Raw genomic sequence first — 21,639 nt, 5'->3', positions numbered from 1 at the left:
AAGGCGCAGCCGCCACCGGGCAATAACATCAGGCACTATCCTGCAAACTTCTCGCATACATCCGCCCTTCCGCGGCCAATGCCCGCAGGCTCGGATCCTGCTCGCGGTTGCGGGCAAAGACGATCGCAATCAGCTGCTGCATCTGGTACGGCTGCGCCAGCTTCAGTAGCTGTACCGAATTTTCATACACTTTCTTCATCCTGCCCGGCATCAGCGTAAACCCGACCCCCGCCTGCACCAGACTCAGCATCGAGAAGATATCGTTTACGCGCGTCACAATCTCCGGCTCGAAACCGGCGATATGAAACGCTTCCTGAAACCCGGCGTAAGTGGCGAACCCTTCCGCGAGGGCGACAAACTTCTGATCTTTATAATCACGCAGATCGGCGGGGCCGTTGGTATTCAGCGTGGCAGAGGCCGGTGCGGCAAGGAAAATATCGTCATGGAACAGAGGAAGCACTTCGAGGCTGTTACGGTCGATATCGCTTTCGGAAATAGAGATTAAAATCGCATCCAGCGATCCCTCATCCAGCATATGGAGCAGGGTTTCGTTCGAGCCCATCGTCAGATCCATCTCCAGATCCGGACGGCGCAGCTTCATGCCCATTATCAGGCGCGGCACGGTTTCCAGCGTCAGCGAGTAGAGCGTGCCGACGCGCAACCGTCCCTGGCCGATACCGGCGATCTTGCGCGACTCTTCCAGCCCGCGCTCCATCACCTGCATCACCTCCTGACAATACTCCAGCAGCGTCCACGCGGAGGGGAGGGCAATCAGGTTACGCCCTTTGTGAGCAAAGAGCGGGCAGCGGACGTTCTCTTCGAGGGTATGCAGCGCGCGGTGCACGCTGACACCGCTCAGGCCGAGCGTTTCGGCGGTACGTGCGATATTGCCCTTCTCCATGAACGTCATGAAGATGCTGAGCTTACGGAATGTAATCTCGCTCGTGGTATCGAAGCCCATAACCCTCCCGGCGTGTTAGTCGGCTTGCAGCATCGCTTCCAGCTGTTCCTGCGCGTCCAGCCATGCCATTTCGCACTCTTCGAGGCTGGATTTGGCTTTCGCCTGAGTTTGCAGACAGTCCGTCAGCTCCGCTTTGCGGCTCTGATCGTACAGTTCGCTGTCGCCCAGCTTCTCTTCGACGGCAGCAAGCGTGGCGTTGAGCTTTTCCATCTCTTTTTCGAGACGGGCAATCTCTTTACGCAGCGGCTGCGTCTGGGTGCGCAGTTCCGCTTCACGGCGCTTCTGGTCTTTACGCGCCTGGGCGCTGTTGGCGTTGTCTTTCGCTGACTCTTCCGGCTGGTTTTCCTGCTTCTGCACGTCCGTCAGCCACTGCTGGTAATCTTCCAGATCGCCGTCGAACGGCTCCACTTTGCCGCCGTGCACCAGGTAGAGATCGTCGGTGGTGGAGCGGATCAGGTGGCGGTCGTGCGATACGACAACCAGCGCCCCTTCGAACTCGATCAGCGCTTCGGTCAGCGCCTGGCGCATGTCGAGATCGAGGTGGTTGGTCGGTTCATCAAGCAGCAGCAGGTTTGGACGCTGCCAGACGATCAGCGCCAGCACCAGACGGGCCTTTTCGCCGCCGGAGAAGCGCTCGGTGTTTTCAGTCACCTTATCGCCCTGGAAGCCAAAGCCGCCGAGGTAGTCGCGCAGCTTCTGCTCCATCTCCTGCGGCGCCAGGCGCGCCAGGTGCTGGATCGGCGATTCATCCGCGCGTAAAAATTCCAGCTGATGCTGGGCGAAGTAGCCTAGCTTGATGCCCTTCGCCAGCCCGATTTCGCCGCTGACCGGGTTAAGCTCGCCCGCCAGCAGTTTGATCAGCGTGGATTTACCGGCACCGTTGCGCCCCAGCAGACCAATACGTGAACCCGGCACCAGGTTGAGCTTGATGGAATCGAGAATAATGCGCTCGGCATAGCCCGCGCTGACCTTCTCCATCTTCAGCAGCGGGTTAGGCAGGCTTTCAGGCTCGCGGAAGCTGAAGTGGAACGGGTTATCCACGTGCGCCGGGGCGATCATCTCCATGCGTTCCAGCATCTTGATGCGGCTCTGCGCCTGCTTGGCTTTTGAAGCCTTGGCCTTGAAGCGATCCACAAAGCTTTGCAGGTGCGCCACGCGCTGCTGCTGGCTTTCATACATCGCCTGCTGCTGGGCAAGGCGCGTCGCGCGCTGGCGCTCGAAGGAGCTGTAGTTGCCGGTGTATTCGAACATGCTTTGCTGTTCGATATGAATGATTTTATCCACTACCGGATCGAGGAAGTCGCGGTCGTGAGAGATCAGAATCAGAGTGCCCTGATAGCTCTTGAGCCACTTCTCCAGCCAAATAACCGCATCAAGATCGAGGTGGTTGGTGGGTTCATCGAGCAGCAAAAGGTCGGAGCGGCAGATCAGCGCCTGGGCCAGGTTAAGGCGCATGCGCCAGCCGCCCGAGAAATCGCTCACCGGGCGTTCAAGCTGTTCGTTGCTGAAACCCAGACCGTGCAGCAGGCTGGAGGCACGGGAGCGAATGGTCCAGGCATCGATGGCGTCCAGCTTGCCGTGGACGGTGGCGATGGCGTGGCCGTCGTTACGTTCGTTGGCGGCGTTGAGCTCCGCTTCGAGCTTGCGGTATTCACGATCGCCGTCGATAACATAGTCGAGCGCGGGTTCGCTCAGCGCGGGCGTCTCCTGGTTCACCCAGGCGAGCTGCCAGTTGCCCGGGAAGGTAAAGTTACCGCCATCCGCGCTTATCTCGTTTTTCAGCAGCGCCAGCAGGGTGGATTTACCGCAGCCGTTTTTGCCGACCAGCCCCACTTTCTGGCCCGGGTTGATGGTAGCAGTCGCGTTATCCAGCAGGACGCGCACGCCGCGACGAATTTGTAACGAGGAGAAAACAATCATAGAAGCGCCGTATGTTCCGACTATGTTAATTTGTCATTATGATAATGTAAGGTGTGGGCCATTTTCCCCACCGGGCCGCCATGGTAGCCCAAAACGACAACAATACACAAAAACAGAACCGGGAGGGGAGTGATGTCTCAGACAGCGAAAGTGCTGCTGCTGTATGCCCATCCGGAATCACAGGACTCGGTGGCGAACCGGGTGCTGCTTAAGCCGGCCACACAGCTCAGTAACGTAACGGTGCACGATCTCTACGCGCACTATCCTGATTTTTTTATCGATATTCCTTACGAGCAGGAACTGCTGCGTCAGCACGACGTGATTGTGTTCCAGCATCCGCTTTATACCTACAGCTGTCCGGCGCTGCTCAAAGAGTGGCTGGACCGCGTGCTGAGCCGGGGCTTCTCCAGCGGGGTGGGGGGCAACCAACTGGCGGGAAAGTACTGGCGGAGTGTCATTACCACCGGTGAGCCGGAAAGCGCTTACCGTCACGACGGGCTGAACCGTTACCCCATGAGCGACATTCTGCGGCCGTTTGAGCTGACGGCGGCGATGTGCCGTATGCACTGGATGAGCCCGATTATTATCTACTGGGCACGGCGACAGGATCCGAAAGCACTGGCGAGCCATGCCAGGGCCTATGGCGAATGGCTGGCGTCACCGATTCCGGCGGGAGGACGCTAATGGACGGTTCGAATTTACTCCTTGCCGGGGTGCTGTTTCTGTTTGCCGCCGTCGTCGCGGTCCCGCTTGCTGCGCGTCTCGGCATTGGCGCGGTGCTGGGCTATTTGCTGGCAGGGATCGCCATTGGCCCCTGGGGGCTTGGGTTTATCAGCGATGTGGATGAAATTCTCCACTTCTCCGAGCTGGGCGTGGTCTTCCTGATGTTTATCATCGGGCTGGAGCTGAACCCCGCCAAGCTGTGGCAACTGCGGCAATCTATTTTTGGCGTCGGGGCGGCGCAGGTGTTACTCAGCGCGGCCATTCTCGCGGGACTGCTGATGTTGACGCAGTTTTCCTGGCAGGCCGCGGTGATTGGCGGGATCGGTCTTGCGATGTCGTCGACGGCGATGGCGCTTCAGCTGATGCGCGACAAAGGGATGAACCGCAACGAGGCGGGGCAACTGGGTTTTTCGGTGCTGCTGTTCCAGGATTTAGCGGTGATCCCGGCGCTGGCGCTGGTGCCGCTGCTGGCGGGCTCCGGAGACGATCATTTCGACTGGATGAAGATCTCCATGAAGGTGCTGGCCTTCGCGGGGATGCTGATCGGCGGACGGTTTTTACTGCGTCCGGTATTCCGGTTTATTGCCGCATCCGGCGTGCGCGAGGTATTCACCGCCGCAACGCTGCTGCTGGTGCTTGGCTCAGCGCTGTTTATGGATGCGCTGGGGCTGTCGATGGCGCTTGGGACGTTTATCGCCGGGGTGCTGCTTGCGGAAAGTGAGTACCGCCACGAGCTGGAGACCGCCATCGATCCGTTTAAGGGGCTGCTGTTAGGGCTGTTCTTTATCTCGGTGGGTATGGCGCTTAATCTTGGCGTGCTCTATACCCATCTGCTGTGGGTTATTGCGAGTGTCGCCGTGCTGGTGGCGGTCAAAACGCTGGTGCTGTATCTCCTCGCGAGGATTTACGGGCTGCGCAGCTCGGAAAGAATGCAGTTTTCCAGCGTGTTAAGCCAGGGTGGAGAATTTGCGTTTGTGCTGTTTTCCACGGCGTCGTCTCAGAAGCTGTTCAAAGATGACCAGATGGCGCTGCTGCTGGTGACGGTTACGCTGTCGATGATGACCACCCCGCTGCTGATGAAGCTGGTGGACAAACTGCTGTCGCGCCGCCTGAATCCCGCAGACGATGAAGACGAAGCGCCGTGGGTGGAAGATGATAAACCGCAGGTGATCGTCGTGGGCTTTGGTCGCTTCGGACAGGTGATTGGTCGCCTGTTGATGGCGAATAAAATGCGCATTACGGTGCTGGAGCGTGATATCAGCGCCGTCAACCTGATGCGCAAATATGGTTATAAGGTGTACTACGGCGATGCGACGCAGCTTGAGCTGTTGCGCTCGGCGGGGGCAGAGGCTGCGGAGTCCATCGTCATCACCTGCAACGATCCGGAAGACACGATGAAGCTGGTGGAGCTGTGCCAGCAGCATTTCCCGCATCTGCATATTCTGGCGCGTGCGCGTGGACGTGTGGAGGCTCACGAACTTTTGCAGGCGGGTGTGAAACACTTCTCCCGCGAAACCTTCTCCAGCGCGCTGGAGCTGGGACGCAAGGCGCTGGTTTCGCTGGGTATGCATCCTCACCAGGCGCAACGCGCCCAGATGCATTTCCGCCGGCTGGATATGCGAATGCTGCGTGAACTGATGCCCGTGCACAGCGACACGGCGCAGATCTCCCGCGTGCGGGAAGCGCGTCGCGAACTGGAGGAGATCTTCCAGCGTGAGATGCAACAGGAACGACGCCAGCTCGACGGCTGGGATGAATTTGAATAAAGGGTAACGAAAGATGGCTGTACGTAAACGCTTTATCGCGGGCGCAAAATGCCCATCCTGCCAGGCGCAAGATACACTGGCCATGTGGCGTGAAAATAATATCGATATCGTTGAATGTGTTAAGTGCGGTCACCAGATGCGTGAGGCCGATAAAGAAGCCCGCGATCACGTTCGCAAAGAAGAGCAAGTGATCGGCATTTTTCATCCAGACTAGCGATATGCTCTGAGTTTTTTTAAGCTTAAGGGTACACGGGTGCAGATTTCCGCTACAATCTGCGCCAGCAATTTTCCCACGCTCAGGAGATATCATGAAAGTAGCAAAAGACCTGGTGGTCAGCCTGGCCTATCAGGTACGTACAGAAGACGGTGTGTTGGTTGATGAGTCTCCGGTGAGTGCGCCGCTGGACTACCTGCATGGTCACGGTTCCCTGATTTCCGGCCTGGAAACGGCGCTGGAAGGCCATGAAGTTGGCGACAAATTCGACGTTGCTGTAGGCGCGAACGACGCTTACGGTCAGTATGATGACAACCTGGTTCAGCGCGTTCCTAAAGACGTATTCATGGGCGTTGACGAGTTGCAGGTTGGCATGCGCTTCCTGGCGGAAACTGACCAGGGTCCGGTGCCGGTTGAAATCACTGAAGTTGAAGACGACCACGTTGTGGTTGACGGCAACCACATGCTGGCGGGTCAGAACCTGAAGTTCAACGTAGAAGTTGTTGCGATCCGTGAAGCGACCGAAGAAGAGCTGGCTCATGGCCACGTTCACGGTGCGCACGGTCACGATCATGACCACGATCACGGCCACGACGGCTGCTGCGGTGGTCACGGCCACGACCATGGTCATGACCACGGCCACGGTAAAGGTGGTTGCGGTAACGGCGGCTGCGGTTGCCACTGATTCCGTACTCCGGAAAATAAAAAAGCGGGATAATCCCGCTTTTTTTACGCCTCAATAATGAGGTGGTGGCGTCTCTTCTGACTGAGAGGCAATGTTTGACGGCTGTGTGGCCTTCAGCTTTTCCGTCAGCAGGCGCATGTGATCGCGCAGTTTTGCCATTTCAAGCTCATGGGCCGTCACGGTCTGATTCAGTTCTTCGATGGTGATGTCCTGAAAAGCCAGGCGGCTTTCCAGCTCAGCCAGTCTCGCTTCGATCGTTGTATCCTTCATCATTCACCTCGTTTATCTCTCATTCGCCATAATGGACCAGCGGCGGCGAAGTTTAGCTGACTTTTTCCTTAAGTACAGTATCCATCTCCCTGACAAGAAACTTATTTAAACAAAAATAGTCTGAAAAGAAGCGACATTCGGGGGAGTCTGTCTGTAGATTTCTTCCGCAACGTTTTATAGTACGTCACTCATTTACGTTTAACACTGGGGTGAGAGACCTCAGGTCCTGGAGATATGGATGAAATCACTGTTTAAAGTTACGCTGCTGGCGACCACTATGGCTGTAGCGCTCAATGCGCCGCTGTCTTTCGCTGCTGATACTGCTGCGAAGCCTGCTGCGACTACAGACAGCAAAGCGGCATTCAAAAATGACGACCAGAAATCCGCCTACGCACTTGGCGCGTCTCTGGGTCGTTACATGGAAAACTCTCTGAAAGAACAAGAGAAACTGGGCATCAAACTGGACAAAAACCAGCTGATCGCAGGGGTTCAGGATGCGTTCGCAGACAAGAGCAAACTGTCTGACCAGGAAATCGAGCAGACTCTGCAAGCGTTTGAAGCGCGCGTGAAAGGCGCCGCTCAGACCAAGATGGAAGCAGACGCTAAAGATAACGAAGCGAAAGGCAAAGCCTACCGCGACAAGTTCGCTAAAGAGAAAGGCGTTAAAACGTCTTCTACTGGCCTGATCTATAAAGTTGAGAAAGAAGGTACCGGCGACGCGCCTAAAGACAGCGACACCGTTGTGGTGAACTATAAAGGTACGCTGATCGACGGTAAAGAGTTCGATAACTCTTATACCCGCGGTGAGCCTCTCTCCTTCCGTCTGGATGGTGTGATCCCGGGCTGGACCGAAGGCCTGAAGAACATCAAGAAAGGCGGTAAAATCAAGCTGGTCATCCCACCGGATCTGGCTTACGGCAAAACCGGCGTTCCGGGTATCCCGGCTAACTCCACGCTGGTATTTGATGTAGAACTGCTGGACATCAAACCGGCGCCGAAAGCGGATGCGAAAACAGACGCACCGGCTGACGACAAAGCCGCAGCAGCTAAGAAGTAATGCTGAAAAAAACCGCCGCCTTTACAGGCGGCGGTTTTTTTATTGTGGGGCAGATATAATTAACACTGGAAAGCGTTATACACGCTGTATTAATTTAGTTGTCCGTGTAGATAATGAGCCTGCCCTGAAAACCTAACGACAGGCTCCTGAAAAGGAGTGTTTTTTTCATGTCCAGGTCGCTTTTAACCAACGAAACCAGTGAACTTGATTTGCTGGATCAACGTCCATTTGACCAGACCGACTTCGATATTCTGAAATCCTACGAAGCGGTAGTGGACGGGTTAGCGATGCTCATTGGTTCCCACTGCGAAATCGTATTGCATTCCCTGCAAGATCTTAAGTGTTCCGCTATCCGCATTGCGAATGGTGAGCACACTGGCCGTAAAATTGGTTCGCCAATCACCGACCTTGCATTGCGTATGTTGCATGACATGACCGGCGCGGACAGCAGCGTCTCAAAATGCTATTTCACCCGCGCCAAAAGTGGCGTGCTGATGAAATCAGAAACGATCGCGATTCGAAATCGCGAACACCGGGTAATCGGTTTGCTGTGCATCAACATGAACCTTGATGTGCCATTCTCGCAAATCATGAGCACCTTCATCCCGCCAGAAACGCCGGACGTGGGCTCATCGGTGAACTTTGCTTCTTCGGTTGAGGATCTCGTGACCCAGACGCTGGAGTTCACCATTGAAGAGGTGAATGCCGATCGCAACGTATCCAACAACGCCAAGAATCGTCAGATCGTCCTGAACCTCTATGAGAAAGGGATTTTTGATATCAAAGATGCCATCAACCAGGTGGCCGATCGCCTGAATATCTCCAAACACACGGTTTACCTCTATATTCGCCAGTTCAAAAGCGGCGACTTTCTGGGACAAGACAAGTAATGCGTTTTGCGTTAATGGTGACGGGCCCGGCGTACGGTACCCAGCAGGCCAGCAGCGCGCTACAGTTTGCCCATGCGCTGCTTGATGCCGGTCATGAACTGGCAAGCGTCTTCTTTTATCGCGAAGGCGTATATAACGCGAACCAGTTTACGTCTCCGGCGAGCGATGAGTTTGACCTTGTGCGCGCCTGGCAAAAATTAAACGAAACGCAGGGCGTTGACCTGCATATCTGCGTCGCGGCGGCACTGCGTCGCGGCGTGACGGATGTGACCGAAGCCGAACGCCTTGGTCTGGCGGGGGCTAACCTGCAACCGGGCTTTTCGCTCAGCGGACTAGGTGCCCTGGCACAGGCGGCGTTGACCTGCGACAGAGTGGTGCAATTTTGATGAAGCGCGTAGCGTTTGTTTTTACTTCTGCGCCGCATGGCAGCGCTTCAGGCCGGGAAGGGCTGGATGCATTGCTCGCGACATCGGCTTTAACCGAAGATATTGGCGTCTTCTTTTTAGGCGATGGCGTATTCCAGCTTCTGGCTGGCCAACAACCGCAGGCCATTCTTGCGCGCGACTACATTGCGACCTTTAAAGTTCTGCCGCTCTATGACATTGAAACCTTCTATGTGTGCGCCGATTCGCTGGCCGCGCGTGGGTTAAACGAGAAAACACCGTTCGTGCTGGACGTGACGCTCCTGACCTCTGCTGCGCTGCGCGAACAACTCTCTCACTACGATACCGTTCTGACTTTCTGAGGCTGTCATGCTCCATACCCTGAGCCGTTCACCGTGGCAATGCGATATCGACACGTTACTGAGCATGCTGCGCGAAGGTGATGATCTGCTGCTGATTCAGGATGGCGTGCTTGCGGCGCTTGAAGGCAGCCGTTTTGTTGAAATCCTCGCTAATGCCCCCATAACAGTCTCTGCGCTGAAAGAGGATCTGGATGCGCGGGGTCTTTCTGGTCAAATTTCAGCCAAAATTGATGTGGTTGGCTATACTGATTTCGTCAATCTTACTGTGACGCACGCCAGTCAAATGAACTGGTGATTTGAGATCGCTGTATATTTCTTGACACCTTTTCGACGTAGCCCTAAAATTTCGCGTCCTCATATTGTATGAGGTCGTTTTATTACGTGTTTACGAAGCAAAAGCTAAAACCAGGAGCTATTTAATGGCAACAGTTAACCAGCTGGTACGCAAACCACGTGCACGCAAAGTTGCAAAAAGCAACGTGCCTGCGCTGGAAGCCTGCCCGCAGAAACGTGGCGTATGTACTCGTGTATATACCACCACTCCTAAAAAACCAAACTCCGCACTGCGTAAAGTATGCCGTGTGCGTTTGACTAACGGTTTCGAAGTGACTTCCTACATCGGTGGTGAAGGTCACAACCTTCAGGAGCACTCCGTGATCCTGATCCGTGGCGGTCGTGTTAAAGACCTTCCGGGTGTTCGTTACCACACCGTTCGTGGTGCGCTGGACTGCTCAGGTGTTAAAGACCGTAAGCAGGCTCGCTCCAAGTACGGCGTGAAGCGTCCTAAGGCTTAATGGTTCTCCGTTAAGTAAGGCCAAACTGATTTATCTTAATGTCAAACTAAACTCGTAGAGTTTTGGACAATCCTGAATTAACAACGGAGTAATCCCATGCCACGTCGTCGCGTCATTGGTCAGCGTAAAATTCTTCCAGATCCGAAATTCGGATCAGAACTGCTGGCAAAATTTGTAAATATCCTGATGGTAGATGGTAAAAAATCTACCGCAGAAGCAATCGTATACAGCGCGCTGGAGACCCTGGCTCAGCGTTCTGGTAAAAATGAACTGGAAGCCTTCGAAGTCGCTCTCGACAACGTGCGCCCGACTGTAGAAGTTAAGTCTCGCCGCGTTGGTGGTTCTACTTATCAGGTTCCAGTTGAAGTTCGTCCGGTTCGTCGTAATGCTCTGGCAATGCGTTGGATCGTTGAAGCTGCTCGTAAACGCGGTGATAAATCCATGGCTCTGCGTCTGGCGAACGAACTTTCTGATGCTGCGGAAAACAAAGGTACCGCAGTTAAGAAACGTGAAGACGTTCACCGTATGGCAGAAGCCAACAAGGCGTTCGCACACTACCGTTGGTAATCCCTTCGGAGTCGTAGTCACCAGGCGGGCGCTTCAGAGAAGCCGCCCGCTCTGGGTAACTTAACTGAACGCCTAAAGATATAAACGAGGAATCAAATGGCTCGTACAACACCCATCGCACGCTACCGTAACATCGGTATCAGTGCGCACATCGACGCCGGTAAAACCACTACTACCGAACGTATTCTGTTCTACACCGGTGTAAACCATAAAATCGGTGAAGTTCATGACGGCGCAGCCACCATGGACTGGATGGAACAGGAGCAGGAGCGTGGTATTACTATCACCTCCGCAGCGACTACTGCATTCTGGTCAGGTATGGCTAAGCAGTACGAACCGCATCGCGTAAACATCATCGACACCCCAGGGCACGTTGACTTCACCATCGAAGTAGAACGTTCCATGCGTGTTCTTGACGGCGCGGTAATGGTTTATTGCGCAGTTGGTGGTGTTCAGCCACAGTCTGAAACCGTATGGCGTCAGGCAAACAAATATAAAGTTCCACGCATCGCGTTCGTTAACAAAATGGACCGTATGGGTGCTAACTTCCTGAAAGTTGTTGGCCAGATCAAAACCCGTCTGGGCGCGAACCCTGTTCCGCTTCAGCTGGCAATTGGTGCTGAAGAAGGTTTCACCGGCGTTATCGACCTGGTGAAAATGAAAGCCATCAACTGGAACGAAGCAGATGCGGGCGTTACCTTCGAATACGAAGATATCCCGGCAGAGATGCAGGACCTGGCTGACGAATGGCACCAGAACCTGATCGAATCCGCAGCAGAAGCTTCTGAAGAGCTGATGGAGAAATACCTGGGTGGTGAAGAACTGTCTGAGCAAGAGATCAAATCTGCTCTGCGTCAGCGCGTTCTGAACAACGAAATCATCCTGGTAACCTGTGGTTCTGCGTTCAAGAACAAAGGTGTTCAGGCGATGCTGGATGCGGTAGTTGACTACCTGCCATCCCCGGTTGACGTTCCTGCGATCAACGGCATCCTGGACGACGGTAAAGATACTCCGGCTGAGCGTCACGCAAGTGATGACGAGCCGTTCTCTGCACTGGCGTTCAAAATTGCTACCGACCCATTCGTGGGTAACCTGACCTTCTTCCGCGTTTACTCTGGTGTGGTTAACTCCGGTGACACCATCCTGAACTCCGTGAAAGCGGCGCGTGAACGTTTTGGCCGTATCGTACAGATGCACGCTAACAAACGTGAAGAGATCAAAGAAGTTCGTGCGGGCGACATCGCTGCTGCTATCGGTCTGAAAGACGTGACCACTGGTGACACCCTGTGTGACCCGGATCACCCGATCATTCTGGAGCGTATGGAATTCCCTGAGCCGGTAATCTCCATCGCAGTTGAACCAAAAACCAAAGCTGACCAGGAAAAAATGGGTCTGGCTCTGGGCCGTCTGGCGAAAGAAGACCCATCATTCCGCGTATGGACTGATGAAGAATCTAACCAGACCATCATCGCTGGTATGGGTGAACTGCACCTGGACATCATCGTTGACCGTATGAAGCGTGAATTCAACGTTGAAGCGAACGTGGGTAAACCTCAGGTTGCTTACCGCGAAGCGATTCGCGCGAAAGTTACCGATGTTGAAGGTAAACACGCTAAGCAGTCTGGTGGTCGCGGTCAGTACGGTCACGTTGTGATCGACATGTACCCACTGGAGCCGGGCTCTAACCCTAAAGGTTACGAGTTCATCAACGACATCAAAGGTGGTGTAATTCCTGGCGAATACATCCCTGCCGTTGATAAAGGCATCCAGGAGCAGCTGAAAGCTGGTCCTCTGGCTGGTTACCCGGTTGTAGACATGGGTGTTCGTCTGCACTTCGGTTCTTACCACGACGTTGACTCCTCTGAACTGGCGTTTAAACTGGCTGCGTCTATTGCCTTTAAAGAAGGCTTTAAGAAAGCAAAACCAGTTCTGCTTGAGCCGATCATGAAGGTTGAAGTAGAAACTCCTGAAGAGAACACCGGTGACGTTATCGGTGACTTGAGCCGTCGTCGCGGTATGCTGCGTGGTCAGGAATCCGAAGTAACTGGCGTTAAGATCCACGCTGAAGTTCCGCTGTCTGAAATGTTCGGATATGCGACTCAGCTGCGTTCTCTGACCAAAGGTCGTGCATCATACACTATGGAATTCCTGAAGTATGATGATGCGCCGAACAACGTTGCTCAGGCCGTTATCGAAGCCCGTGGTAAGTAATCCACAGGATTAAAACCTAAGTCCCGTGCTCTCTCCGAAGGGGAGAGCACTATAGTAAGGAATATAGCCGTGTCTAAAGAAAAATTTGAACGTACAAAACCGCACGTCAACGTTGGTACTATCGGCCACGTTGACCATGGTAAAACTACCCTGACTGCTGCAATCACTACCGTACTGGCTAAAACCTACGGCGGTGCTGCTCGTGCTTTCGACCAGATCGATAACGCACCAGAAGAAAAAGCTCGTGGTATCACCATCAACACCTCTCACGTTGAGTATGACACCCCGACTCGCCACTACGCACACGTAGACTGCCCAGGCCACGCCGACTATGTTAAAAACATGATCACCGGTGCTGCGCAGATGGACGGCGCGATCCTGGTTGTTGCTGCGACTGACGGCCCTATGCCTCAGACTCGTGAGCACATCCTGCTGGGTCGTCAGGTAGGCGTTCCTTACATCATCGTGTTCCTGAACAAATGCGACATGGTTGATGACGAAGAGCTGCTGGAACTGGTAGAGATGGAAGTTCGTGAACTGCTGTCTCAGTACGATTTCCCAGGCGACGACACTCCAATCGTTCGTGGTTCCGCGCTGAAAGCGCTGGAAGGCGACGCAGAGTGGGAAGAGAAAATCATCGAACTGGCTGGCTACCTGGATTCTTACATCCCAGAACCAGAGCGTGCGATTGACAAGCCATTCCTGCTGCCAATCGAAGACGTATTCTCCATCTCCGGTCGTGGTACCGTTGTTACCGGTCGTGTAGAGCGCGGTATCATCAAAGTGGGTGAAGAAGTTGAAATCGTTGGTATCAAAGAGACTGCGAAGTCTACCTGTACTGGCGTTGAAATGTTCCGCAAACTGCTGGACGAAGGCCGTGCTGGTGAGAACGTTGGTGTTCTGCTGCGTGGTATCAAACGTGAAGAAATCGAACGTGGTCAGGTTCTGGCGAAGCCAGGCTCAATCAAGCCACACACCAAGTTCGAATCTGAAGTGTACATTCTGTCCAAAGACGAAGGCGGCCGTCATACTCCGTTCTTCAAAGGCTACCGTCCACAGTTCTACTTCCGTACAACTGACGTGACCGGTACCATCGAACTGCCAGAAGGCGTAGAGATGGTAATGCCAGGCGACAACATCAAGATGGTTGTGACGCTGATCCACCCAATCGCGATGGACGACGGTCTGCGCTTCGCAATCCGCGAAGGCGGCCGTACCGTTGGCGCGGGCGTAGTTGCTAAAGTTCTGGGCTAATTAATTATCCCTGAAATAAAAAGGACGCTTCGGCGTCCTTTTTTGTTTTCTGCCGTTGGGGCATTGTCATAAAAATTCGCATTTTTTGCTTTCTCCCGCCACGTATTCCGACGCCCGCGCTATTGTAATCATAACCATTCTCACTTACACTTTGCGCATATTTTGAACGGGAGTCTTTATGTACGTTTGTTTATGTAATGGTGTAAGCGACAAAAAAATTCGTCAGGCCGTTCGCCAGTTTCAACCACAATCTTTCCAGCAGCTTCGCAAGTTTGTTCCGGTGGGAAATCAATGCGGTAAATGCGTTCGCGCAGCGCGTGAGATCATGCAGGACGAACTGATGCAGATCCCGGAATTCAAAGAGATCGCGTAAGCCTCTATCTTTTTTTTGACATCCCCGTAGCCCGATCTACGCTTCAATGAGTGGAAGCGGAGGGACTATATAATGAAAGGTGATGTTAAAATCATAAGTTATCTCAATAAATTATTGGGAAATGAGCTTGTCGCAATCAATCAGTATTTTCTCCATGCAAGAATGTTTAAAAACTGGGGACTGACTCGCCTCAACGATGTTGAATACCATGAGTCCATTGATGAAATGAAACACGCCGATAAATACATTGAGCGTATTTTATTCCTCGAAGGCATTCCTAACCTACAGGATCTCGGAAAACTGGGCATCGGAGAAGATGTCGAAGAGATGCTGCGTTCTGATCTCCGGCTGGAGCTGGAGGGTGCAAAAGATCTGCGTGAAGCCATTGCCTATGCGGACAGCGTACATGACTACGTCAGCCGCGATATGATGATCCAGATCCTGGCCGATGAAGAAGGGCACATCGACTGGCTTGAGACCGAACTGGATCTCATTAGCAAAATTGGCCTACAGAACTACCTTCAGTCTCAGATCAAAGTGGAAAGTTAATCAGGCTTTCCCAGCCAACGCATAAACCCGCTGCCGCCAGAAATGGCCCAAAAGGCAGTGGGTTTTTTAATGCCTGCTTATCAGGGGTAAATAACGAGAAAGCAACCAGATACAGCAGAGCCATTAACGCGGCCACTAATGCCAGTATTGGTAGTACACACCAGCCATGCCATGCCCCCAGCGCCGCCAGATATTTTATGTCGCCATATCCCATCCCTTCACGTCGGCAGATGAGACGGTATCCCCAATAGATAATGGCGAATCCGGCGTATCCTGCCATCGCACCCACTACCGCGCTCGGCAAAAAATCAGGATGGAGACAAAGCTGGTAGAGCAGGCCCGTCCATAGCAGCGGGCAAAGAAATTTATCGGGAAGAAGCCCCGTGCGGATATCGGTGCGAACAAGCAAGGCCGATAACGCAAAATAGATCAGCAGAAAGGGGAGGGACAGTAGCATAGCGAGAGCCTCAAAATGGTTTGAGCGCATACTCGTAATAATCTGCATGCCCGGCAATGTGTAAAAACAGCAATTGCGTAGCGGCTTCAGACAAAGAGTTGAGAAGGGATACTTTGCATAAAAAATTGCGCGGCCTTACGTATAGTACGTCTTTGGCGCTTAATTTCTAAACGGCACTTGCGTCTTTCTCTGATTTACGTATAATGCGCGGGCTTGTCGTAATTGACGGCGGGTTCAATCTGAACCAGAGTAGCTCACTTTGTTACTCAACAATGCTCCCAATTGGGGAGCTACGTAAGAACGGTTACACTCTCCCATCAATCGTAATGGGTTTGAGGAGTAATCATTTTCGTTTATAAAATAATTGGAGCTCTGGTCTCATGCAGAACCAAAGAATCCGTATCCGCCTTAAAGCGTTTGATCATCGTCTGATCGATCAATCAACCGCGGAAATCGTCGAGACTGCTAAGCGCACTGGTGCGCAAGTCCGTGGTCCGATCCCGCTGCCGACCCGCAAAGAGCGCTTTACCGTTCTGATCTCTCCGCACGTTAACAAAGATGCGCGTGATCAGTACGAAATCCGCACTCACAAGCGTCTGGTTGACATCGTTGAGCCAACTGAGAAAACCGTTGATGCTCTGATGCGTCTGGATCTGGCTGCCGGTGTAGACGTGCAGATCAGCCTGGGTTAATCAGGTCATCGAGCGATTGAGAGGTTGAAACAATGATTGGTTTAGTCGGTAAAAAAGTGGGTATGACCCGCATCTTCACTGAAGATGGCGTTTCTATCCCAGTAACCGTAATCGAAGTTGAAGCAAACCGCGTTACTCAGGTTAAAGATCTGGCTAACGATGGCTACCGCGCTATTCAGGTTACCACTGGTGCTAAAAAAGCTAACCGTGTAACCAAACCAGAAGCGGGTCACTTCGCTAAAGCTGGCGTTGAAGCTGGCCGTGGTCTGTGGGAATTCCGTCTTGCTGAAGGCGAAGAGTTCACCGTAGGTCAGGACATTAGCGTTGAGCTGTTTGCTGACGTTAAAAAAGTTGACGTAACCGGTACCTCTAAAGGTAAAGGTTTTGCTGGTACCGTTAAGCGCTGGAACTTCCGTACCCAGGACGCTACTCACGGTAACTCCTTGTCTCACCGCGTTCCGGGTTCTATCGGTCAGAACCAGACTCCGGGCAAAGTGTTCAAAGGCAAGAAAATGGCAGGTCAGCTGGGCAACGAACGTGTAACCGTTCAGAGCCTGGACGTAGTACGTGTTGACGCTGAGCGCAACCTGCTGCTGGTTAAAGGTGCGGTCCCGGGTGCAACCGGTAGCGACCTGATCGTTAAACCAGCTGTGAAGGCGTAAGGGGATAGCAATGGAATTAGTATTGAAAGACGCGCAGAGCGCGCTGACTGTTTCCGAAACTACCTTCGGTCGTGATTTCAACGAAGCGCTGGTTCACCAGGTTGTTGTTGCTTATGCAGCTGGTGCTCGTCAGGGTACTCGTGCTCAGAAGACTCGTGCTGAAGTAACTGGTTCAGGCAAAAAGCCATGGCGCCAGAAAGGTACCGGCCGTGCGCGTTCAGGTTCTATCAAGAGCCCGATCTGGCGTTCAGGTGGCGTGACCTTCGCTGCGCGTCCACAGGACCACAGTCAAAAAGTTAACAAAAAGATGTACCGCGGCGCGCTGAAAAGCATTCTGTCCGAACTGGTACGTCAGGATCGTCTGATCGTTGTCGAGAAGTTCTCTGTTGAAGCGCCTAAAACTAAGCTGCTGGCACAGAAACTGAAAGACATGGCTCTGGAAGATGTGCTGATCATCACCGGTGAGCTGGACGAGAACCTGTTCCTGGCCGCGCGTAACCTGCACAAGGTTGACGTACGCGACGCGACTGGTATCGACCCGGTTAGCCTGATCGCCTTCGACAAAGTCGTAATGACTGCTGATGCTGTTAAGCAAGTTGAGGAGATGCTGGCATGATTCGTGAAGAACGTCTGCTGAAGGTGCTGCGCGCACCGCACGTTTCTGAAAAAGCGTCTACTGCGATGGAAAAAACAAACACCATCGTTCTCAAAGTTGCTAAAGACGCGACCAAAGCAGAGATCAAAGCTGCTGTGCAGAAACTGTTTGAAGTCGAAGTCGAAGTCGTTAACACCCTGGTAGTTAAAGGGAAAGTTAAACGTCACGGACAGCGTATCGGTCGTCGTAGCGACTGGAAAAAAGCTTACGTCACCCTGAAAGAAGGCCAGAACCTGGACTTCGTTGGCGGCGCTGAGTAAGTCGGAGGAGTAATACAATGGCAGTTGTTAAATGTAAACCGACATCTCCGGGTCGTCGCCACGTAGTTAAAGTGGTTAACCCTGAGCTGCACAAGGGCAAACCTTTTGCTCCGTTGCTGGAAAAAAACAGCAAATCCGGTGGTCGTAACAACAATGGCCGTATCACCACTCGTCACATCGGTGGTGGCCACAAGCAGGCTTATCGTATTGTTGACTTCAAACGCAACAAAGACGGTATCCCAGCAGTTGTTGAGCGTCTTGAGTACGATCCGAACCGTTCCGCGAACATCGCGCTGGTTCTGTACAAAGATGGCGAACGCCGTTACATCCTGGCCCCTAAAGGCCTGAAAGCTGGCGACCAGATTCAGTCTGGCGTTGATGCTGCAATCAAAGCAGGCAACACCCTGCCGATGCGCAATATCCCGGTTGGTTCTACCGTTCATAACGTAGAAATGAAACCAGGTAAAGGCGGTCAGCTGGCGCGTTCCGCGGGTACTTACGTTCAGATCGTTGCGCGTGACGGTGCTTATGTCACCCTGCGTCTGCGTTCTGGTGAAATGCGTAAAGTCGAAGCAGACTGCCGCGCTACTCTGGGCGAAGTTGGCAATGCTGAGCATATGCTGCGCGTTCTGGGTAAAGCTGGTGCTGCACGCTGGCGTGGTGTTCGTCCTACCGTTCGCGGTACTGCGATGAACCCAGTCGACCACCCACATGGTGGTGGTGAAGGTCGTAACTTTGGTAAGCACCCGGTAACTCCGTGGGGCGTTCAGACCAAAGGTAAGAAGACCCGCAGCAACAAGCGTACTGATAAATTTATCGTACGTCGCCGTAGCAAATAATTTTAGAGGATAAGCCATGCCACGTTCTCTCAAGAAAGGTCCTTTTATTGACCTGCACTTGCTGAAGAAGGTAGAGAAAGCGGTGGAAAGCGGAGACAAGAAGCCCCTGCGCACTTGGTCCCGTCGTTCAACGATCTTTCCTAACATGATCGGTTTGACCATCGCTGTCCATAATGGTCGTCAGCACGTTCCAGTCTTTGTTACCGACGAAATGGTTGGTCACAAACTGGGTGAATTCGCACCGACTCGTACTTATCGCGGCCACGCTGCTGATAAAAAAGCGAAGAAGAAATAAGGTAGGAGGAAGAGATGGAAACTTTAGCTCAACATCGCCATGCTCGTTCTTCTGCACAGAAGGTTCGCCTTGTTGCTGACCTGATTCGCGGTAAGAAAGTGTCGCAGGCCCTGGACATCCTGACCTATACCAACAAGAAAGCTGCGGTATTGGTCAAGAAAGTACTGGAATCTGCCATTGCTAACGCTGAACACAACGATGGCGCTGACATCGACGATCTGAAAGTCGCGAAAATTTTCGTAGATGAAGGCCCAAGCATGAAGCGCATTATGCCGCGTGCGAAAGGTCGTGCAGATCGCATCCTGAAGCGCACCAGCCACATTACTGTGGTTGTGTCCGATCGCTGAGACTCTGGAGACTAGCAATGGGTCAGAAAGTACATCCTAATGGTATTCGCCTGGGTATTGTAAAACCATGGAACTCTACCTGGTTTGCGAACACCAAAGAATTCGCTGACAACCTGGACAGCGATTTTAAAGTACGTCAGTACCTGACTAAGGAACTGGCTAAAGCGTCTGTATCTCGTATCGTTATCGAGCGTCCAGCTAAGAGCATCCGTGTGACTATTCACACTGCTCGCCCTGGCATCGTTATCGGTAAGAAAGGCGAAGACGTAGAAAAACTGCGCAAGGTCGTAGCGGATATCGCTGGCGTTCCTGCACAGATCAATATCGCTGAAGTTCGTAAGCCTGAACTGGACGCTAAATTGGTTGCTGACAGCATCACTTCTCAGCTGGAACGTCGCGTTATGTTCCGTCGTGCTATGAAGCGTGCTGTACAGAACGCAATGCGTCTGGGCGCTAAAGGTATCAAAGTTGAAGTTAGCGGCCGTCTGGGCGGCGCGGAAATCGCACGTACCGAATGGTACCGCGAAGGTCGCGTACCGCTGCACACTCTGCGTGCTGACATCGACTACAACACCTCTGAAGCGCACACCACTTACGGTGTAATCGGCGTTAAGGTATGGATCTTCAAAGGTGAGATCCTGGGTGGTATGGCTGCTGTTGAACAACCGGAAAAACCGGCTGCTCAACCTAAAAAGCAGCAGCGTAAAGGCCGTAAATAAGGAGCGTCGCTGATGTTACAACCAAAGCGTACAAAATTCCGTAAAGTGCACAAAGGCCGCAACCGTGGTCTGGCGCAGGGTACGGATGTTAGCTTCGGCACTTTCGGTCTGAAAGCTGTTGGCCGTGGTCGTCTGACTGCACGTCAGATCGAAGCAGCACGTCGTGCAATGACCCGTGCAGTTAAGCGTCAAGGTAAGATCTGGATCCGTGTATTCCCGGACAAACCGATCACCGAGAAGCCACTGGAAGTTCGTATGGGTAAAGGTAAAGGTAACGTGGAGTACTGGGTTGCCTTGATCCAACCGGGCAAAGTCCTTTATGAAATGGACGGTGTTCCGGAAGAGCTGGCCCGTGAAGCCTTCGGCCTGGCAGCAGCGAAACTGCCTATCAAAACCACCTTTGTAACTAAGACGGTGATGTAATGAAAGCAAAAGAGCTGCGTGAAAAAAGCGTTGAAGAGCTGAACGCTGAGCTGCTGAACCTGCTGCGTGAGCAGTTCAACCTGCGTATGCAGGCTGCAAGTGGCCAGCTGCAACAGACTCACCTGCTGAAGCAAGTGCGTCGCAATGTTGCGCGCGTTAAGACTTTACTGACTCAGAAGGCGGGTGCGTAATGACCGATAAAATCCGTACTCTGCAAGGTCGTGTTGTTAGCGATAAAATGGAGAAATCCATTGTTGTAGCTATCGAACGTTTTGTGAAACACCCGATCTACGGTAAATTCATCAAGCGTACGACCAAACTGCACGTACATGACGAGAACAACGAATGTGGTATCGGCGACAAGGTGGAAATCCGTGAATGCCGTCCACTGTCCAAGACTAAGTCCTGGACGCTGGTTCGCGTTGTAGAGAAAGCGGTTCTGTAATAGAGTACGCATTCTCAATACGAATAAACGGCTCAGCGATGAGCCGTTTATTTTTTCTACCCATATTGCAGAAGCGGTGTTATAATGCCGCGCCCTCGATATGGGGCTTTTTAACGGCTCTGATTTTAGAGTCTCAGGTAGTAGTTGACATTAGCGGAGCACTAAAATGATCCAAGAACAGACTATGCTGAACGTCGCCGACAACTCCGGTGCACGTCGCGTAATGTGTATCAAGGTTCTGGGTGGCTCGCACCGTCGCTACGCAGGCGTAGGCGACATCATCAAGATCACCATCAAGGAAGCAATTCCACGTGGTAAGGTCAAAAAAGGTGATGTGCTGAAGGCGGTAGTGGTGCGCACCAAGAAGGGTGTTCGTCGCCCTGACGGTTCTGTCATTCGCTTCGATGGTAATGCATGCGTTATTTTAAACAATAACAGCGAGCAGCCTATCGGCACGCGTATCTTTGGGCCGGTAACTCGTGAACTTCGTACTGAGAAGTTCATGAAAATTATCTCTCTGGCACCAGAAGTACTCTAAGGAGCGAATCATGGCAGCGAAAATCCGTCGTGATGACGAAGTTATCGTGTTAACCGGTAAAGATAAAGGTAAACGCGGTAAAGTAAAAAATGTTCTGTCTTCCGGCAAACTTGTCGTTGAAGGTATTAACCTGGTTAAGAAACATCAGAAGCCGGTTCCGGCCCTGAACCAACCAGGCGGCATCGTTGAAAAAGAAGCTGCTATTCAGGTTTCTAACGTTGCAATCTTCAATGCGGCTACCGGCAAGGCTGACCGTGTAGGCTTTAGATTCGAAGACGGTAAAAAAGTCCGTTTCTTCAAATCTAACAGCGAAACTATCAAGTAATTT

The 21,639-nt window shown here is 52.8% G+C and carries 32 protein-coding genes; 28 read left to right on the top strand and 4 right to left on the bottom strand.

Features of this window, described 5'->3' with window-relative positions:
• Window positions 1-28: 28 nt before the first annotated feature.
• Together L463_RS20615 and L463_RS20620 are read right to left on the bottom strand one after the other, a co-directional pair.
• Window positions 29-961, bottom strand: coding sequence for a LysR substrate-binding domain-containing protein (locus L463_RS20615; protein WP_032103995.1), 933 nt, complete (start codon window positions 959-961; stop codon window positions 29-31).
• Between the two features lie 15 nt (window positions 962-976).
• Complete coding sequence (locus tag L463_RS20620; RefSeq protein ID WP_023295522.1) at window positions 977-2,881, bottom strand: ABC transporter ATP-binding protein; 1,905 nt, start codon at window positions 2,879-2,881, stop codon at window positions 977-979.
• Between the two features lie 132 nt (window positions 2,882-3,013).
• Here L463_RS20620 and kefG point away from each other — a divergent pair, with 132 nt between their 5' ends.
• The 4 genes from kefG (at window position 3,014) to slyD (ending at window position 6,269) form a co-directional block, all read left to right on the top strand.
• Window positions 3,014-3,565, top strand: a complete 552-nt coding sequence (gene kefG, locus L463_RS20625; RefSeq protein WP_003861686.1) for a glutathione-regulated potassium-efflux system ancillary protein KefG — start codon at window positions 3,014-3,016, stop codon at window positions 3,563-3,565.
• Entirely contained in the window at window positions 3,565-5,370 is a 1,806-nt protein-coding gene (gene kefB, locus L463_RS20630; protein ID WP_032103994.1) for a glutathione-regulated potassium-efflux system protein KefB, read from the top strand. The genes kefG and kefB overlap by 1 nt, the downstream gene beginning before the upstream one ends.
• Before the next feature lie 13 nt (window positions 5,371-5,383).
• Window positions 5,384-5,584 (top strand): YheV family putative zinc ribbon protein, encoded by a 201-nt coding sequence (locus tag L463_RS20635; RefSeq protein WP_003861689.1) that lies wholly within the window; start codon window positions 5,384-5,386, stop codon window positions 5,582-5,584.
• Between the two features lie 94 nt (window positions 5,585-5,678).
• Entirely contained in the window at window positions 5,679-6,269 is a 591-nt protein-coding gene (slyD, locus tag L463_RS20640) for a peptidylprolyl isomerase (RefSeq protein WP_003861691.1), read from the top strand.
• A 51-nt stretch (window positions 6,270-6,320) separates the two neighbouring features.
• Here the strand turns inward: slyD and L463_RS20645 are convergent, their stop codons facing one another.
• The gene (locus tag L463_RS20645; RefSeq protein WP_003861693.1) at window positions 6,321-6,539 is read right to left on the bottom strand and encodes a protein SlyX; all 219 of its coding nucleotides are present in this window, start codon (window positions 6,537-6,539) and stop codon (window positions 6,321-6,323) included.
• Window positions 6,540-6,777: 238 nt separating this feature from the next.
• Between L463_RS20645 and fkpA the strand changes: the two genes are divergently transcribed.
• From fkpA to bfr, 11 genes are all read left to right on the top strand, one after another.
• On the top strand, window positions 6,778-7,596 hold the full coding sequence (gene fkpA, locus L463_RS20650) for an FKBP-type peptidyl-prolyl cis-trans isomerase (protein ID WP_003861695.1): 819 nt from the start codon (window positions 6,778-6,780) through the stop codon (window positions 7,594-7,596).
• Window positions 7,597-7,763: 167 nt separating this feature from the next.
• Window positions 7,764-8,486: a helix-turn-helix transcriptional regulator gene (locus tag L463_RS20655; RefSeq protein WP_003861697.1), complete on the top strand. Its 723-nt coding sequence runs from the start codon at window positions 7,764-7,766 to the stop codon at window positions 8,484-8,486.
• On the top strand, window positions 8,486-8,872 hold the full coding sequence (gene tusD / locus L463_RS20660; RefSeq protein ID WP_015571410.1) for a sulfurtransferase complex subunit TusD: 387 nt from the start codon (window positions 8,486-8,488) through the stop codon (window positions 8,870-8,872). The genes L463_RS20655 and tusD overlap by 1 nt, the downstream gene beginning before the upstream one ends.
• Window positions 8,872-9,231: a sulfurtransferase complex subunit TusC gene (gene tusC, locus L463_RS20665; protein ID WP_032103992.1), complete on the top strand. Its 360-nt coding sequence runs from the start codon at window positions 8,872-8,874 to the stop codon at window positions 9,229-9,231. The genes tusD and tusC overlap by 1 nt, the downstream gene beginning before the upstream one ends.
• A gap of 7 nt (window positions 9,232-9,238) precedes the next feature.
• Window positions 9,239-9,526, top strand: coding sequence for a sulfurtransferase complex subunit TusB (gene tusB, locus L463_RS20670; protein WP_015571409.1), 288 nt, complete (start codon window positions 9,239-9,241; stop codon window positions 9,524-9,526).
• Window positions 9,527-9,650: 124 nt separating this feature from the next.
• Window positions 9,651-10,025 (top strand): 30S ribosomal protein S12, encoded by a 375-nt coding sequence (gene rpsL / locus L463_RS20675; protein WP_000246815.1) that lies wholly within the window; start codon window positions 9,651-9,653, stop codon window positions 10,023-10,025.
• A 96-nt stretch (window positions 10,026-10,121) separates the two neighbouring features.
• Window positions 10,122-10,592, top strand: coding sequence for a 30S ribosomal protein S7 (gene rpsG, locus L463_RS20680; RefSeq protein ID WP_003861706.1), 471 nt, complete (start codon window positions 10,122-10,124; stop codon window positions 10,590-10,592).
• A 96-nt stretch (window positions 10,593-10,688) separates the two neighbouring features.
• Window positions 10,689-12,803 (top strand): elongation factor G, encoded by a 2,115-nt coding sequence (fusA, locus tag L463_RS20685; protein ID WP_006812195.1) that lies wholly within the window; start codon window positions 10,689-10,691, stop codon window positions 12,801-12,803.
• A gap of 69 nt (window positions 12,804-12,872) precedes the next feature.
• Window positions 12,873-14,057 carry an elongation factor Tu gene (tuf, locus tag L463_RS20690; RefSeq protein ID WP_032673071.1) on the top strand — a complete coding sequence of 395 codons (1,185 nt, stop codon included), beginning with the start codon at window positions 12,873-12,875 and terminating at the stop codon, window positions 14,055-14,057.
• A gap of 178 nt (window positions 14,058-14,235) precedes the next feature.
• The gene (gene bfd, locus L463_RS20695; RefSeq protein ID WP_003863268.1) at window positions 14,236-14,430 is read left to right on the top strand and encodes a bacterioferritin-associated ferredoxin; all 195 of its coding nucleotides are present in this window, start codon (window positions 14,236-14,238) and stop codon (window positions 14,428-14,430) included.
• Window positions 14,431-14,502: 72 nt separating this feature from the next.
• A complete protein-coding gene (gene bfr / locus L463_RS20700) occupies window positions 14,503-14,979 on the top strand; it encodes a bacterioferritin (protein WP_003863270.1) in 477 nt (158 codons plus the stop codon).
• Here bfr and L463_RS20705 read toward each other — a convergent pair.
• On the bottom strand, window positions 14,963-15,436 hold the full coding sequence (locus L463_RS20705) for a prepilin peptidase (RefSeq protein ID WP_017693881.1): 474 nt from the start codon (window positions 15,434-15,436) through the stop codon (window positions 14,963-14,965). The two genes, bfr and L463_RS20705, sit on opposite strands and share 17 nt — an antisense overlap.
• Window positions 15,437-15,816: 380 nt before the next feature.
• Between L463_RS20705 and rpsJ the strand changes: the two genes are divergently transcribed.
• From rpsJ to rplX, 13 genes are all read left to right on the top strand, one after another.
• On the top strand, window positions 15,817-16,128 hold the full coding sequence (rpsJ, locus tag L463_RS20710; protein ID WP_001181005.1) for a 30S ribosomal protein S10: 312 nt from the start codon (window positions 15,817-15,819) through the stop codon (window positions 16,126-16,128).
• A 32-nt stretch (window positions 16,129-16,160) separates the two neighbouring features.
• Entirely contained in the window at window positions 16,161-16,790 is a 630-nt protein-coding gene (rplC, locus tag L463_RS20715) for a 50S ribosomal protein L3 (RefSeq protein ID WP_003863274.1), read from the top strand.
• Between the two features lie 10 nt (window positions 16,791-16,800).
• Window positions 16,801-17,406 carry a 50S ribosomal protein L4 gene (rplD, locus tag L463_RS20720; RefSeq protein ID WP_000424395.1) on the top strand — a complete coding sequence of 202 codons (606 nt, stop codon included), beginning with the start codon at window positions 16,801-16,803 and terminating at the stop codon, window positions 17,404-17,406.
• Complete coding sequence (rplW, locus tag L463_RS20725; protein ID WP_000617546.1) at window positions 17,403-17,705, top strand: 50S ribosomal protein L23; 303 nt, start codon at window positions 17,403-17,405, stop codon at window positions 17,703-17,705. The genes rplD and rplW overlap by 4 nt, the downstream gene beginning before the upstream one ends.
• Before the next feature lie 17 nt (window positions 17,706-17,722).
• A complete protein-coding gene (gene rplB, locus L463_RS20730; RefSeq protein WP_000301859.1) occupies window positions 17,723-18,544 on the top strand; it encodes a 50S ribosomal protein L2 in 822 nt (273 codons plus the stop codon).
• A 16-nt stretch (window positions 18,545-18,560) separates the two neighbouring features.
• Entirely contained in the window at window positions 18,561-18,839 is a 279-nt protein-coding gene (gene rpsS, locus L463_RS20735) for a 30S ribosomal protein S19 (RefSeq protein ID WP_001138117.1), read from the top strand.
• Window positions 18,840-18,853: 14 nt separating this feature from the next.
• Window positions 18,854-19,186 carry a 50S ribosomal protein L22 gene (rplV, locus tag L463_RS20740; protein WP_002919773.1) on the top strand — a complete coding sequence of 111 codons (333 nt, stop codon included), beginning with the start codon at window positions 18,854-18,856 and terminating at the stop codon, window positions 19,184-19,186.
• 17 nt (window positions 19,187-19,203) lie between these two features.
• A complete protein-coding gene (gene rpsC / locus L463_RS20745) occupies window positions 19,204-19,905 on the top strand; it encodes a 30S ribosomal protein S3 (protein ID WP_000529945.1) in 702 nt (233 codons plus the stop codon).
• A 12-nt stretch (window positions 19,906-19,917) separates the two neighbouring features.
• A complete protein-coding gene (rplP, locus tag L463_RS20750; RefSeq protein ID WP_002919759.1) occupies window positions 19,918-20,328 on the top strand; it encodes a 50S ribosomal protein L16 in 411 nt (136 codons plus the stop codon).
• Entirely contained in the window at window positions 20,328-20,519 is a 192-nt protein-coding gene (gene rpmC / locus L463_RS20755; RefSeq protein ID WP_003863282.1) for a 50S ribosomal protein L29, read from the top strand. Before rplP ends, rpmC begins: the two co-directional genes overlap by 1 nt.
• Window positions 20,519-20,773: a 30S ribosomal protein S17 gene (gene rpsQ, locus L463_RS20760; protein WP_002438707.1), complete on the top strand. Its 255-nt coding sequence runs from the start codon at window positions 20,519-20,521 to the stop codon at window positions 20,771-20,773. The genes rpmC and rpsQ overlap by 1 nt, the downstream gene beginning before the upstream one ends.
• 166 nt (window positions 20,774-20,939) lie before the next feature.
• Window positions 20,940-21,311, top strand: coding sequence for a 50S ribosomal protein L14 (gene rplN, locus L463_RS20765; RefSeq protein ID WP_002919748.1), 372 nt, complete (start codon window positions 20,940-20,942; stop codon window positions 21,309-21,311).
• Window positions 21,312-21,321: 10 nt separating this feature from the next.
• Entirely contained in the window at window positions 21,322-21,636 is a 315-nt protein-coding gene (gene rplX / locus L463_RS20770) for a 50S ribosomal protein L24 (RefSeq protein ID WP_003863287.1), read from the top strand.
• Window positions 21,637-21,639: the final 3 nt, after the last annotated feature.

The sequence above is a fragment of the Enterobacter sp. BIDMC 27 genome, assembly GCF_000534415.1.
In the GTDB taxonomy this organism is placed as follows: Bacteria; Pseudomonadota; Gammaproteobacteria; order Enterobacterales; family Enterobacteriaceae; genus Enterobacter; species Enterobacter hormaechei_C.
The sequence above is the reverse complement of the archived record's forward strand: the minus strand, read 5'-3'. Positions and strand labels throughout refer to the sequence as shown.

Coding starts and splice junctions, on each gene's coding strand:
- L463_RS20615 (WP_032103995.1), bottom strand. CDS start 961: ATGGGCTTCGATACCACGAGCGAGATTACATTCCGTAAGCTCAGCATC.
- L463_RS20620 (WP_023295522.1), bottom strand. CDS start 2,881: ATGATTGTTTTCTCCTCGTTACAAATTCGTCGCGGCGTGCGCGTCCTG.
- kefG (WP_003861686.1), top strand. CDS start 3,014: ATGTCTCAGACAGCGAAAGTGCTGCTGCTGTATGCCCATCCGGAATCA.
- kefB (WP_032103994.1), top strand. CDS start 3,565: ATGGACGGTTCGAATTTACTCCTTGCCGGGGTGCTGTTTCTGTTTGCC.
- L463_RS20635 (WP_003861689.1), top strand. CDS start 5,384: ATGGCTGTACGTAAACGCTTTATCGCGGGCGCAAAATGCCCATCCTGC.
- slyD (WP_003861691.1), top strand. CDS start 5,679: ATGAAAGTAGCAAAAGACCTGGTGGTCAGCCTGGCCTATCAGGTACGT.
- L463_RS20645 (WP_003861693.1), bottom strand. CDS start 6,539: ATGAAGGATACAACGATCGAAGCGAGACTGGCTGAGCTGGAAAGCCGC.
- fkpA (WP_003861695.1), top strand. CDS start 6,778: ATGAAATCACTGTTTAAAGTTACGCTGCTGGCGACCACTATGGCTGTA.
- L463_RS20655 (WP_003861697.1), top strand. CDS start 7,764: ATGTCCAGGTCGCTTTTAACCAACGAAACCAGTGAACTTGATTTGCTG.
- tusD (WP_015571410.1), top strand. CDS start 8,486: ATGCGTTTTGCGTTAATGGTGACGGGCCCGGCGTACGGTACCCAGCAG.
- tusC (WP_032103992.1), top strand. CDS start 8,872: ATGAAGCGCGTAGCGTTTGTTTTTACTTCTGCGCCGCATGGCAGCGCT.
- tusB (WP_015571409.1), top strand. CDS start 9,239: ATGCTCCATACCCTGAGCCGTTCACCGTGGCAATGCGATATCGACACG.
- rpsL (WP_000246815.1), top strand. CDS start 9,651: ATGGCAACAGTTAACCAGCTGGTACGCAAACCACGTGCACGCAAAGTT.
- rpsG (WP_003861706.1), top strand. CDS start 10,122: ATGCCACGTCGTCGCGTCATTGGTCAGCGTAAAATTCTTCCAGATCCG.
- fusA (WP_006812195.1), top strand. CDS start 10,689: ATGGCTCGTACAACACCCATCGCACGCTACCGTAACATCGGTATCAGT.
- bfd (WP_003863268.1), top strand. CDS start 14,236: ATGTACGTTTGTTTATGTAATGGTGTAAGCGACAAAAAAATTCGTCAG.
- bfr (WP_003863270.1), top strand. CDS start 14,503: ATGAAAGGTGATGTTAAAATCATAAGTTATCTCAATAAATTATTGGGA.
- L463_RS20705 (WP_017693881.1), bottom strand. CDS start 15,436: ATGCTACTGTCCCTCCCCTTTCTGCTGATCTATTTTGCGTTATCGGCC.
- rpsJ (WP_001181005.1), top strand. CDS start 15,817: ATGCAGAACCAAAGAATCCGTATCCGCCTTAAAGCGTTTGATCATCGT.
- rplC (WP_003863274.1), top strand. CDS start 16,161: ATGATTGGTTTAGTCGGTAAAAAAGTGGGTATGACCCGCATCTTCACT.
- rplD (WP_000424395.1), top strand. CDS start 16,801: ATGGAATTAGTATTGAAAGACGCGCAGAGCGCGCTGACTGTTTCCGAA.
- rplW (WP_000617546.1), top strand. CDS start 17,403: ATGATTCGTGAAGAACGTCTGCTGAAGGTGCTGCGCGCACCGCACGTT.
- rplB (WP_000301859.1), top strand. CDS start 17,723: ATGGCAGTTGTTAAATGTAAACCGACATCTCCGGGTCGTCGCCACGTA.
- rpsS (WP_001138117.1), top strand. CDS start 18,561: ATGCCACGTTCTCTCAAGAAAGGTCCTTTTATTGACCTGCACTTGCTG.
- rplV (WP_002919773.1), top strand. CDS start 18,854: ATGGAAACTTTAGCTCAACATCGCCATGCTCGTTCTTCTGCACAGAAG.
- rpsC (WP_000529945.1), top strand. CDS start 19,204: ATGGGTCAGAAAGTACATCCTAATGGTATTCGCCTGGGTATTGTAAAA.
- rplP (WP_002919759.1), top strand. CDS start 19,918: ATGTTACAACCAAAGCGTACAAAATTCCGTAAAGTGCACAAAGGCCGC.
- rpmC (WP_003863282.1), top strand. CDS start 20,328: ATGAAAGCAAAAGAGCTGCGTGAAAAAAGCGTTGAAGAGCTGAACGCT.
- rpsQ (WP_002438707.1), top strand. CDS start 20,519: ATGACCGATAAAATCCGTACTCTGCAAGGTCGTGTTGTTAGCGATAAA.
- rplN (WP_002919748.1), top strand. CDS start 20,940: ATGATCCAAGAACAGACTATGCTGAACGTCGCCGACAACTCCGGTGCA.
- rplX (WP_003863287.1), top strand. CDS start 21,322: ATGGCAGCGAAAATCCGTCGTGATGACGAAGTTATCGTGTTAACCGGT.